12 protein-coding genes are annotated in these 11303 nt (G+C 28.5%); 3 read left to right on the top strand and 9 right to left on the bottom strand.

Annotated features, from left to right (window positions below; translation table 11 throughout):
• Positions 1–111 precede the first annotated feature (111 nt).
• A complete protein-coding gene (locus BN6774_RS01610; RefSeq protein WP_066889432.1) occupies positions 112–1722 on the top strand; it encodes an ABC-F family ATP-binding cassette domain-containing protein in 1611 nt (536 codons plus the stop codon).
• A 249-nt stretch (positions 1723–1971) separates the two neighbouring features.
• On the opposite strand, the gene BN6774_RS01605 is transcribed toward BN6774_RS01610, so the two are convergent.
• Positions 1972–2268, bottom strand: coding sequence for a hypothetical protein (locus tag BN6774_RS01605; protein WP_066889430.1), 297 nt, complete (start codon positions 2266–2268; stop codon positions 1972–1974).
• 123 nt (positions 2269–2391) lie between these two features.
• On the opposite strand from BN6774_RS01605, the gene BN6774_RS01600 reads away from it, so the two are divergent.
• A complete protein-coding gene (locus BN6774_RS01600) occupies positions 2392–2886 on the top strand; it encodes a hypothetical protein (RefSeq protein WP_066889428.1) in 495 nt (164 codons plus the stop codon).
• 19 nt (positions 2887–2905) lie between these two features.
• On the opposite strand, the gene BN6774_RS01595 is transcribed toward BN6774_RS01600, so the two are convergent.
• From BN6774_RS01595 to BN6774_RS01560, 8 genes are all read right to left on the bottom strand, one after another.
• The gene (locus BN6774_RS01595) at positions 2906–3265 is read right to left on the bottom strand and encodes a hypothetical protein (RefSeq protein ID WP_066889426.1); all 360 of its coding nucleotides are present in this window, start codon (positions 3263–3265) and stop codon (positions 2906–2908) included.
• 19 nt (positions 3266–3284) lie between these two features.
• Complete coding sequence (locus BN6774_RS01590; RefSeq protein WP_066889424.1) at positions 3285–3707, bottom strand: VOC family protein; 423 nt, start codon at positions 3705–3707, stop codon at positions 3285–3287.
• A 5-nt stretch (positions 3708–3712) separates the two neighbouring features.
• Positions 3713–5023, bottom strand: a complete 1311-nt coding sequence (locus BN6774_RS01585; RefSeq protein ID WP_066889422.1) for an MATE family efflux transporter — start codon at positions 5021–5023, stop codon at positions 3713–3715.
• Positions 5024–5198: 175 nt separating this feature from the next.
• Positions 5199–6005, bottom strand: coding sequence for a Cof-type HAD-IIB family hydrolase (locus BN6774_RS01580; RefSeq protein WP_066889420.1), 807 nt, complete (start codon positions 6003–6005; stop codon positions 5199–5201).
• A 228-nt stretch (positions 6006–6233) separates the two neighbouring features.
• Complete coding sequence (locus BN6774_RS01575; RefSeq protein ID WP_066889418.1) at positions 6234–6968, bottom strand: flagellar motor protein MotB; 735 nt, start codon at positions 6966–6968, stop codon at positions 6234–6236.
• A gap of 1 nt (position 6969) precedes the next feature.
• Positions 6970–7752, bottom strand: coding sequence for a flagellar motor protein (locus BN6774_RS01570; protein WP_066889416.1), 783 nt, complete (start codon positions 7750–7752; stop codon positions 6970–6972).
• Positions 7753–8052: 300 nt separating this feature from the next.
• On the bottom strand, positions 8053–9777 hold the full coding sequence (locus BN6774_RS01565; protein WP_066889414.1) for a ferredoxin hydrogenase: 1725 nt from the start codon (positions 9775–9777) through the stop codon (positions 8053–8055).
• A 157-nt stretch (positions 9778–9934) separates the two neighbouring features.
• A complete protein-coding gene (locus BN6774_RS01560) occupies positions 9935–10264 on the bottom strand; it encodes a DUF1622 domain-containing protein (RefSeq protein WP_066889412.1) in 330 nt (109 codons plus the stop codon).
• 143 nt (positions 10265–10407) lie between these two features.
• On the opposite strand from BN6774_RS01560, the gene BN6774_RS01555 reads away from it, so the two are divergent.
• A complete protein-coding gene (locus BN6774_RS01555) occupies positions 10408–11298 on the top strand; it encodes a phosphatidylserine decarboxylase (protein WP_066889410.1) in 891 nt (296 codons plus the stop codon).
• The last annotated feature ends 5 nt before the right edge of the window (positions 11299–11303 follow it).

Here is an 11303-nt window from a genome sequence, read left to right as displayed (position 1 = left end):
TACTTTGTTTCCATTAAATTTTCTAAATATTATTTTATCTTTCAATGAAATTATGTCTACTTTATGATATAATAACGAAATGAATAATTTTAGAAATGAGGTATGTTTTTAGTGATAACTGTATCAAATGTAAGTTTAAGATTTGGTGGCCGTAAGCTATTTGAAGATGTAAATATAAAATTTACTTCTGGTAACTGTTATGGTGTTATTGGGGCTAACGGTGCTGGTAAAAGTACATTTTTAAAAATATTATCCGGAGAAATTGAACCAAACACAGGAGATGTTTCTATTGCTCCAAATACAAGAATGTCTGTTTTAAAACAAGACCACTATGCATATGACGAATACGAAGTTTTACAAACAGTAATTATGGGTAATAAAAGATTATATGAAATAATGGAAGAAAAGGATGCTTTATATGCTAAGCCTGACTTCTCTGATGAAGATGGTATAAGAGCTTCTGAACTTGAAGGCGAATTTGCAGATATGAATGGTTGGGAAGCTGAATCAGATGCATCTGCATTACTTCAGGGGTTAGGTATCGGAACTGACATGCATTATAAGAGAATGTCAGAACTAATAGAAGCTGATAAAGTTAAGGTTCTTTTAGCACAAGCTCTATTTGGTAATCCAGGAATTCTAATTCTAGATGAGCCTACAAATGGTCTAGATATAAAAGCTATAAACTGGTTAGAAGATTTCCTTCTTAGATTTGAAGGAACTGTAATAGTTGTATCTCACGATAGACACTTCTTAAATACAGTTTGTACTGTAATGGCTGATGTTGACTTTGGAAAAATTAAGTTATATGTTGGTAACTACGACTTCTGGTATGAATCAAGCCAATTAGCTCTTCAAATGGCTAAGGATCAAAACAAGAAGAAAGAAGAAAAAATTAAAGAATTACAAGAATTTATTGCAAGATTTAGTGCAAATGCTTCTAAATCTAAGCAAGCAACTTCTCGTAAGAAATTATTAGATAAAATTACTTTAGATGATATCCAACCTTCAAGTAGAAGATATCCTTTCGTTGGATTTAAACCTGAAAGAGAAGTTGGTAATGACATTCTTATAGTTGAAGGTTTAACTAAAACTATTGATGGAGTTAAAGTTTTAGATAATGTTAGCTTTAGAGTTAGCAAGGATGATAAAATCGCTTTAATTGGTGATAATGATATTGCTATTACAACTTTATTTAAAATAATAAATGGTGAAATGGAACCAGATAGTGGAGAGTTTAAGTGGGGAATCACTATAACTAAATCTTACTTCCCTAAGGATAACACTGAATTCTTTGAAAACTGTGACTTAAGCTTAGTTGATTGGCTTAGACAATACTCAGGCAACACTGTAGAAGAACAATCTGAATCTTATTTAAGAGGATTCTTAGGAAGAATGTTATTCTCAGGTGAAGAAGCTTTAAAGAAAGCTAGTGTATTATCTGGAGGAGAAAAGGTTAGATGTATGTTATCTAGAATGATGCTTACAAATGCTAATGTATTAATGCTAGATCAACCTACCAATCACTTAGATCTTGAATCTATAACAGCTGTGAATAATGGTCTAAGAGATTATAAGAGCGTTATCTTATTTGCTTCACATGACCATCAGTTTATACAAACTATCGCAAACAGAATAATAGATATTAAAGAAGATGGCTCAATAGTAGATAGAGCTATGAGTTACGATGAATACTTAGAGTTCTCAGGTAAAACTAAATAAAAATTTATATAAAATAAGGGACTGTTTCAAACAGTCCCTTATTTTATAAATTATTTATCATCCTAATTTCTTTATACTTTACTCCAGAAAACTCATATTCAAATATATTTCTCTTTTCAAAACCGCTTTTTTCATATAATTTAATTGCTATTGTATTTTCAACTTCCGCACTTGTATAAAGTTCTATATGACCATATTTATCTACAAAAAACTCTAAAAGATATATATGATACTTAAATATTAATTATGTTAGCCACCTCCATGATAAGTTACTATATAGAAAATACCCAATCTCGTAACCTTATATGCTAATTTAGAATTTCCTGTCTCTCTATCCTTTGGTTGAGGATAAAACATATAGAATTTTACTCTTTTTGTTGTCAAACCTGATTCTATTTCCTTTATTTCTGTAGTAAATGCTAACTTTGGATGTCCTTCTAAAACTAATCTCGTCCTTAAAGCACTATGAGGAGTAATATGTAATAATCCCCATATTATAATAATTAAGAATATTATTCTAGGCCATGTTATTATATTTTTCTTCATTATTTAACTCCTTATTAATACCTTTTATACAATTATACCCCCTTTCCATTATATTACATACAGGTATATTTATTTATTTTTAGATTAAAATATTATAAATACTATTTATAAGGAGCGCTATAAATGAAATCTTTACTATCAATTTTTACTACATCTATTTTAATAATTACCACCATCAACTTTAATAACAATATTAAAACTACTCCGCCTAAAATTATCGATGCCTATATATTAGCTTATGATTCTATGTATAGCCAATCTGATAATTTAAAAATAGATTATATTATCTTAGATATGGAGTCTCATTTTTTCTCAGATACTTCATATGAAGATAGACAAAAAATGATAAATCATTTTAATAAATATGATAAAACCATTATTAACTCTTCTCTTTTTAATCTAAAGGAAATTGGATTAGCTGATAACTTTGGGAATATTAAGATAAATGGTGAACTTTTTATGTTAGATTGTATAGATTATAATTCTTATGACAATAACCTTGTCATTAAAGCTATTATTTATAAGAGCCCAATATCAGCTAAATTTTATACTATTAAGCTATCTATCCAAAATAATGAATGGGTGTTAAAATATATTAATTTAGATTCAGTTGCATAATAAAAATTTCAAGATTAAATTATTTACTTATTTCATCTGTTATTAATTCCCTTGAAATATACATTGCATCTATTATATTTTTAAAACGAGTGTAATGACTAGTTCCTTGTTCAAATTTCTTTTGACCTTTTTCACATTTACTTATAATTGATAATATAGGTGCTAATGCATTTACTAATTCTTCTTTTGTATATTTATCTATAATATTTTCTCCCTTTATCAAGGATTGTGAAATATATAGTGCCTTTAATCTATTTCTAAGTAATGAGTGTTGAGAGGTTCCACTTGCAAATTTATGCTGTATTTTTTCACAGTTAATAATAGTTGAAGACACTACGCCTAGGGCTTTTTCCAATTCTTCTATGCTATATTTCTCCATAAAAATTCACCTCAAGTTTTTATTTAACTCTTTTAAACATTGGATGGTTCTCTTTAAATTCAATTAAATCCCATAGATTCCCATATAAATCTCTAAATACAGCCACAGTTCCGTATTCCTGTTCTTTAGGTTCTCTCGCAAACTCTATCCCCTTAGACTTCATTTCATTATAATCACGCCAAAAATCATCTGTTCCTAAAAAAAGAAAAACTCTTCCCCCAGTTTGATTCCCTATAAAAGATTTTTGTTCTTCCTTAGATGCTCTTGCCAGTAATATTGCAGTTCCACCCGATCCTGGTGGTGATACTACTACCCATCTTTTATCTTGTTCTGGTTGGTAAGTATCTTCTATTAATTCAAAATTAAGTTTCTTTGTATAAAACTCTATTGCTTCATCATAGTCCCTTACTACTAATGAAATATTTACAATTGACTGAATCATTATTTTTATCTCCTTTTTCTATATCTTAAATAAAATATAAAACTAATTATTAAAGTAATAAATTCTGCTAAAGGAATTGTAAGCCAAACCCCCATCATTCCAAGAATGTTAGGTAATATTAATATTAATGGTACAACTACAATTAATCCTCTCATAATAGATATTATAAAAGATTCCTTTGCTTCATTAATTGATGCAAAGAATGATGTTGTTACTATATTCAATCCCATTATTATAAAAGCTATAAAATAAATTTTAACACCTTCTACTGCCATAGACAATAATACTATATCACCTTCATTATTAAATAAATTGACTATTTCCTCGGAAAACTTAAATCCAATAAGATAACATCCTACACCTAATACTACTGATGTAATTAATCCATAATTAAATATAGTTTTAATATTATCTCTATTTCCTTTTCCATAGTTCTTACTTATAATAGGCTGAATTCCTTGTGCTATTCCAGTGAAAATAGAAACTACTATTAATGCTAGGTTTGCTATTATTCCATAGGCAGCTACCCCTGTATTATTTGAAATACTTAAAATAGTAAAATTAAATAATAATATAATTATTCCTGAAGAAACTTCCGTAATAAATGATGGAATTCCTAAAGAAATTATTCTTTTTATATCTTGTAAATTAATTTTGCATTTAATAATCTTAAAGTTATTTTTCTTTCTAATAAAATGAAATGATAAAATGATTAAGCTTAATATAGGAGTAGTTCCTGTTGCTAATGCCGCGCCAAACATTCCAAGCTTAAAAGGATATATAAATATATAATCTAAAACTACATTGCTTAAAGTTCCTAAAATCATTGCAATCATAGCTAAATTAGGAGCATTATCATTTCTAATGAATGCTGTCATTATATTGTTTATAATAAATACAGTAGAAAAAGATAATAAAGTCCTTAAATAATCTCCTGCTAATGGTGCTATTATTTCATCAGCCCCTAAAACTCTTACTATATCATGTGAAAATAATAATCCTATTACAGTTGTAATAATACCTAAAATTAATCCTATTTTTATTGCATGAGTAAATACTCTATTTGCTCCATTTTCATTATTATTTCCTCTTTTTATAGCATAACTAATTGCAGCTCCAATACCTATCATTAAACCTATTCCACTCATTAAGCTCCATAGTGGAAGAACTAAATTAAGAGCTGTTAATCCAACACTCCCTACTCCATTTGCTATAAAAAATGTATCTGCAAGTATATAAAATGACATTCCTATCATACTAATTACATTTAAAGATACATATTTAGCAAAGTCTTTTAAAATATTATTTTTAATCATTATATTACCTCCATTAACAAATAAAAGCACTAGATAGTTTATACCCCAAGGCCTAATGGTATAAATCTCTAATGCTTGTAATTAAATAAAATATCCGGCGATATTTTTACTTATTCTTTTTAGTTTATAAGATTTTATAATATTATATTATCTTTGTCAATGATTCTATTAATTATTATTTTATTATACTTTCAATACACTCTTTAACACTAGAAACATGATTGTTAGCTATATTCTTAAGATTTTCTTCAACATGATGAAAAGTGTAACTATTTTTAGTTAATTCAAACATTGATACATCATTATAGGAATCTCCTATAGCGTATAAACTATCTGTTCCTACATTATTTATTTCAAGTAATTTTCTTAAACCATTTCCCTTAGAGCAGTTTTTAGGCGCTATATCAACAAAATATTGATTTCTAAAAGCCTCTAGACCTTGTCCATATTTTTCAATTAATAAATCCTTTGCTTTCTCAGCTAATTCTATATCCTTCTGAGTTGAAAACACACTTATAAATGAATATCTTCTTTTTTCAGAAAGTAAATCCTCTACTGAAATTCTATCTTTAAAATATAATACCATCTCATCTATCTCTTTTGAATGTGAGCTTGTACATTCTATCCCCTTTGATTCAACAAGATAATGTTGACCATCTGCTTCAAAATGAATACAAACATCCTTCTCATCTATAAAATCATTGAAAACGCCCTCTGCTATATCACTTTCAATATATTCATTCATTATTACTTCTTTATTTTTATCTAATACTATAGAGCCATTACAAGCTACTATATAATCATATTCTATTTCAGGATAATCTTTAAATACATCATAAATAGAATCTACGTTTCTTCCAGTTGATATAATAAACTTGTTTCCTGCTTCCTTAAATTTTATTATAGCATCTATATTTTCCTTACTGATACTATGATCTTCCTTTAATAAAGTTCCGTCCAAATCACAAGCTAAATACTTCATTAAATTACACTCTCCCTATAAATACTTCTTAAAGATTATACCACATTAGTAGTAAAAAATTTTTTCAATATATAAAATTCAAATTTTATATATATTTACAACATCACATTTACTTTTTTATCCATGATAACTGTACTTATATAAAGTAATAATTTATGAGGACTATGTTATTACTATTAAATTATAAAAGTGGCTGTTATAAACAGCCACTTTGTTATGTTTGAAATACTAATTACTATTTTCTATATTATCATACTTATTATTTAATATAAGTATATCTACTCTTCTGTTTTTTGCTCTACCTTCCTCAGTATTATTATCTGAAACAGGTCTATATTCTCCATATCCAACAGCTGATAATCTGTTTGGTGATATGCTTCCATGCTCTATTAAAAACTCTACAACATTTGATGCTCTAGTAGATGATAGTTGCCAGTTAGAACTATAAAGCTCATTACTTATTGGCAAATTATCTGTATGCCCCTCAACTCTTACATAGTTATCTATTTTATTTAATATTCCTGACAATGCTACTAACTTAGCTTTCATATTTTCCTTTATATCTGCCTTTGCACTATCAAAAAATATACTATCATTAAAACTTATTACTAAACCTCTTTCTTCTATTGTTGTAGATACACTATCCTCTAATCCTAGATTATTAATCATCTCATCAACTTGTCCTTCAATTCCTTGAAGTTTTTCTTCCTCACTTTGAACTAAGGGTTTTAACTCTCCCTCATCACTAGAGTTTTCTAAACCTTGTCCTACCCCTGACTCTCCAATACCTGTTCCACCAGTAAATGCAGAGGACATTGAATTTGCTAGCTTTTCATATTTCTTTTGATTTATATTGGACGCTGAATACAAAACAACAAAGAATACCATTAGTAGAGTTATAAGGTCAGAGTATGTAAGAAGCCATCTTTCACTATTTTCTGCTTTTTCTTTTTTCTTCTTCATATTAAACTTCTCCACCTAGATTTAACTTTTCTACTTCACTTTCTGTTAAATACCCTTCAAGCTTACTAACTATAGAATTTGGACTAGCGCCTTCTTGTATAAGTAATAAAGCTTCTATGTACATTTCCTTTTCTATAATCTCTTCATCATTTAAAGCTTTTAGTTTATTAGCTACTGGTAGCCAAATTAAGTTAGCTGTTGCTATACCATAAAGAGTTGCTATAAAGGCAACTGCTATCTTAGGTCCTAATTCATCAGGATCATCTAAACTTCCTAGAACTTGGACTAGTCCCATAACTGTACCTATAATACCCATAGTAGGCGCATAACCACCTGCTGCTTCAAATATTGCTATACCTTGATGATGCCTTTCAGAAATTTGCTCTAACCTAGTTTCTAAAGAGCTTTTTATTATTTCTGGACTAAATCCATCAACTATCATTTGTAATCCCTTTCTAATGAAAGGGTCTATTTCTGTATTATTTAAATCTGATTCCATACTAAGTAATCCATCTTTTCTTGTTTTAATTGCTGTATTTTTAAAGAATATTATTGAATCCATAATGTTACTTTTACGCTTCTTAAATGCAACTGCAAAAACTTTAGGAAACCTCTTTAATACCTTTGCTTGAGTTGAAATTCCTACAGCACCAATAGTACCCCCGATTACTATAATAGCTGCAGTATGTTGTAATAATGCCCCTAGTGCTCCCCCTTCTAATGTAAATCCTAAAATTATACATAGAAAAGAAAATAAAATACTTATAACAATTGTAATATCCATAATACACCATCCATTTTATATTAAAATTTCCCATTATTTTATATTATATACCTATTTTTTATTCTATCAATTATTCTATTTGTATGTGTTTTAAGCTATTTTTCGATATTTTACGTCATTATATTAAATTATATTTACATATCTTAGAATTTTTATAAAATAGTCCTTTATTATTTATATCAAATTTATGTACTAGTATTTTTTGTAATAATATATTTTAGTCATATAAATAATTAAGGGACTGTTTTAAACAGTCCCTTAATTATCCATTATTCATTTTTAATTGTGCTATATCACTCTTTATTTCTTATAACTCATATGAAGTAATTCATGTGCTTTTCCATGTCCTGGTTCACCCATATAAGTATCGTACATCTTATTTAATGCTCCATTTTCATGAGATTTTCTTTTCTTTAAGTTCTTATCTTGATTATATAAAACTGACGCTCTTACGCTTCTAATATCCATGCTTAATCTATCTGAAGCATTCACATGTGGTTGACCACCACCATTTACGCATCCTCCTGGACAAGCCATTACTTCAATAAGGTGATATTGTTTTTCATCCATTTTTCCACTATTTATAAATTCAAATAAGCTTGATGCTCCATTAATTACAGCTACATTATAATTTTCTCCACCAATTTCTACTGTAGCTTCCTTAATTCCTGCAAGTCCTCTTACTTGTTCATATTCTATATTCTCTAAGTCTTTTCCTTCAACAAAATCTTTTGCTGTTCTTAAGGCAGCTTCCATAACTCCACCAGTCGCTCCAAATATAGCTCCTGCTCCAGTATATTCTCCCATTGCTGGATCAGCTTCACTATCTTCAAGCTTAGCAAAGTCAATTTTTGCATCCTTAATCATTTTTGCTAACTCTCTAGTAGTTATAACTGCATCTATATTTCTTAATCCGTTATTTTCCATTTCAGGTCTATCAGCTTCGTACTTTTTAGCAGTACAAGGCATTATAGTTACTGTAAATACATTTTTAGGATCTATATCTTCAATTGTTGGGTAATAAGTTTTACTTGCTGCTCCAAATATTTGTTGAGGAGATTTAGCAGTTGATAAATTTCCTAAAAGATTTGGATAGTAATTTTCTACTTGTCTTACCCATGCTGGACAACAAGATGTAAACATCGGGAATGGTCCACCAGTTTTAATTCTTTCAACTAACTCTGTTGCTTCTTCCATTATAGTCATATCTGCACCAAAATTTATATCAAAAATCTTATCAAACCCTAATTGCCTTAAAGCAGTATATGTCTTTCCAGTTACATCTACCCCATATCCCATTTTAAATAATTCTCCCATAGCAGTTCTTACAGATGGAGCCATAGCCACAATAACATGCTTTTCTTCATCTGCTAATGCTTCTTTAACTCTATCCATATGAGATTTTTCTGATAATGCATCAACAGGGCATGCAGCAACACATTGTCCGCATAATAAACAATTAGTGTCATCAAAACATTTTAAATTATCAGGACCAATTATATTTTCACCATTAACTTCAATAAATTTTATAGATTCTGTTCCAGTTTTAGTCTTACAAGCTGCAACACATCTACCACAAGTAACACATTTAGTTCTATCTATAACAATTGATTTACTTCTATCATCAACATAATCTGATTTATCAGCAACAACAAATGGCTTAGTTGCTTTAGCTCTAGTCTTAATTACTAACTTTAAGAACTCACAGTTCTCTCTTCTCTTACAAGGTCCACACTTAAATTCATGTTTATCTAATAAAGCTGCAACTCTTTCTTTAACAGCTTCTTGAACCCTTTCAGTATTAGTATTAATGACCATTCCATCCTCTGGAATTAAACAGCAGGCCTTAACTAAATCCTCTTGCCCTTCTATTTCAACTAAACAAACTCCACACTGTCCAACACTTCCGCAATCCTCTAAGAAACATAGGGCTGGTATATCTATTCCATTATCTTTTGCTACTTTAATTAAATTGCTTTCATTATTTACTATAATATTATTTCCATTAATAGTTATATTCTTCATTAAAATTTCCCCCTATATTTGATGTAATGAGTTCACTTCCATTGTTATAATATTAACGATTATATTTTACACCATTTTTTAAATAATTACTATCTTTTAATTCAAATTATAAAGAAAAAGGTATTGTTTATTAATACCTCTTGTCCAATTTTTTATCTTAATGTCCATTTTTTGTATCAGCTTTCATTTCCCAATGTATTACAAAGGCTAATACAGCTCTTAGAATAATAATTGCTGCTAAAATATACATTTCATCTAAAGATCTAACTATAACTGTTTTTAGTATTTCTGCTCCTAATTTAAACTCTAATGCTAAAGTTAAAGATTGAGCAAATTCTACTTTAATAGGATAGTTATTTTTTGTAAGTATATTTAATATAAACTTATAAAAAGCCTTAATAGCTCCAATTATAATAATTATTATACCCATTAGTTCTAAACTATGTATAGCAATTGGAGTAATAAACTCAACAAAATGTTCTATCAATCCTAAATTCCCCCTATACTTTTTATACATCATTATTATCATTGATAAATGAAAATATGTAAAGGAAAATTAGCAATTAGGGGTTTTTTATTTATGTTTTATGGTAAGATAATACTATAAAATTTATAAAAACGAGGTAACTTATGATACAGGTATATAATAGAAAGACTAAAAAATATGAAGTAGAAAAGGTTGCTGGAGAAGGTTATATTAAGTGGTCCTATGAGTCTCCTATTGGAAAGAACTTCACTGAGCTACTTATAAAGAAAAAACTATTTTCAAAGCTTTATGGTGCATATTGCGATACTTCACTAAGCACAAAAAAAATCCCTAAATTTATTAAAGACTTTAATATTGATATGAATATTAGTTCAAGTAATATTGAGGATTTTAAAAGCTTTAATGACTTTTTTATTAGAACTCTAAAAAATGAAGCTAGGCCTATTTCTGAAGATAAAAGTTTATTAGTTTCTCCAGGAGATGGTAGATTATTTGCATATGAACATATATCTACTGATAAATTAATTCAAGTTAAGGGGATACACTATAGCTTATCTGAATTAATAGGTGATGATAAAATAGCTGAAGAATACGAAGGTGGAGTATGTTTAGTTTTAAGACTTTGTCCTACTGATTATCATAGATTCCACTTTGTAGATGATGGAATACCTTTAGAGAATCACTTCATTAATGGTAATTATTATTCTGTAAATCCAGTTGCTCTTGAAAGAATACCAAAGCTTTATTGCCAAAACAAAAGAGAGTGGAGTATTTTTAAATCTGATAATTTCGGAGATATAATTCATATTGAGGTTGGGGCTACATGTGTTGGAACTATAATTCAAAGCTATAAGCCTAATGAAAAAGTTTTTAAAGGGCAGGAAAAAGGATACTTTAAGTTTGGTGGTTCTACAACTATATTAGTACTAAAAAAGGATGCAGTTAAAATTGATGAGGATATATTAAACCAAACAAAATTAGGATTTGAAACTATGGTTTTAATGGGAGAAACAATAGGTAAAAAGGATTTTTAAAGGAG

It is taken from the genome of Clostridium nigeriense, from assembly GCF_900086595.1.
Classification (GTDB): Bacteria; Bacillota; Clostridia; order Clostridiales; family Clostridiaceae; genus Clostridium; species Clostridium nigeriense.
Note: the sequence above shows the minus strand (reverse complement) of the source record. Positions and strands in the feature narration are given on the sequence as shown.

What these genes read in the sequence shown, in the direction of transcription:
- BN6774_RS01605 (WP_066889430.1), bottom strand. Translation starts at nt 2,268, where the DNA reads ATGAAGAAAAATATAATAACATGGCCTAGAATAATATTCTTAATTATT.
- BN6774_RS01600 (WP_066889428.1), top strand. Translation starts at nt 2,392, where the DNA reads ATGAAATCTTTACTATCAATTTTTACTACATCTATTTTAATAATTACC.
- BN6774_RS01595 (WP_066889426.1), bottom strand. Translation starts at nt 3,265, where the DNA reads ATGGAGAAATATAGCATAGAAGAATTGGAAAAAGCCCTAGGCGTAGTG.
- BN6774_RS01590 (WP_066889424.1), bottom strand. Translation starts at nt 3,707, where the DNA reads ATGATTCAGTCAATTGTAAATATTTCATTAGTAGTAAGGGACTATGAT.
- BN6774_RS01585 (WP_066889422.1), bottom strand. Translation starts at nt 5,023, where the DNA reads ATGATTAAAAATAATATTTTAAAAGACTTTGCTAAATATGTATCTTTA.
- BN6774_RS01580 (WP_066889420.1), bottom strand. Translation starts at nt 6,005, where the DNA reads ATGAAGTATTTAGCTTGTGATTTGGACGGAACTTTATTAAAGGAAGAT.
- BN6774_RS01575 (WP_066889418.1), bottom strand. Translation starts at nt 6,968, where the DNA reads ATGAAGAAGAAAAAAGAAAAAGCAGAAAATAGTGAAAGATGGCTTCTT.
- BN6774_RS01570 (WP_066889416.1), bottom strand. Translation starts at nt 7,752, where the DNA reads ATGGATATTACAATTGTTATAAGTATTTTATTTTCTTTTCTATGTATA.
- BN6774_RS01565 (WP_066889414.1), bottom strand. Translation starts at nt 9,777, where the DNA reads ATGAAGAATATAACTATTAATGGAAATAATATTATAGTAAATAATGAA.
- BN6774_RS01555 (WP_066889410.1), top strand. Translation starts at nt 10,408, where the DNA reads ATGATACAGGTATATAATAGAAAGACTAAAAAATATGAAGTAGAAAAG.